At 66.7% G+C, this 402-nt stretch carries 1 protein-coding gene; it reads left to right on the forward strand.

What is annotated here, in order from left to right:
• Positions 1-402, forward strand: a 402-nt coding sequence (locus QQL85_RS26450) for an AMP-binding protein (RefSeq protein WP_284368793.1), incomplete at both ends; no start/stop codon positions are given.

Raw genomic sequence — 402 nt, forward strand, 5'->3', positions numbered from 1 at the left:
GAGGGCGTGCAGTGCCTGTTGCTGGAGGCGGACGAAGCGTGGCTGCAGGGTTACAGCGAGCAAGACCCGCCCACCCTGGGCAGCCCGGACAACCTGGCGTATGTGATCTACACCTCCGGCTCCACCGGCAAGCCGAAAGGTACGCTGCTGCCGCACCGCAATGTGCTGCGCCTGTTCGCGGCCACCGCGCAGTGGATGCAGTTCGACGCCAACGACGTGTGGAGCGTGTTCCACTCCTATGCGTTCGACTTCTCGGTGTGGGAGCTGTTCGGTGCGTTGCTGCACGGCGGCAAGGCGGTGGTGGTGCCACGCGACGTGGCACGTTCGCCGGAAGCGTTCCACGCGCTGCTGGTTCGCCAGCAGGTCACGGTGCTCAACCAGACGCCGTCGGCGTTCCGCCAG

This window comes from Pseudomonas putida (assembly GCF_030159595.1).
Lineage (GTDB): Bacteria > Pseudomonadota > Gammaproteobacteria > Pseudomonadales > Pseudomonadaceae > Aquipseudomonas > Aquipseudomonas putida_AC.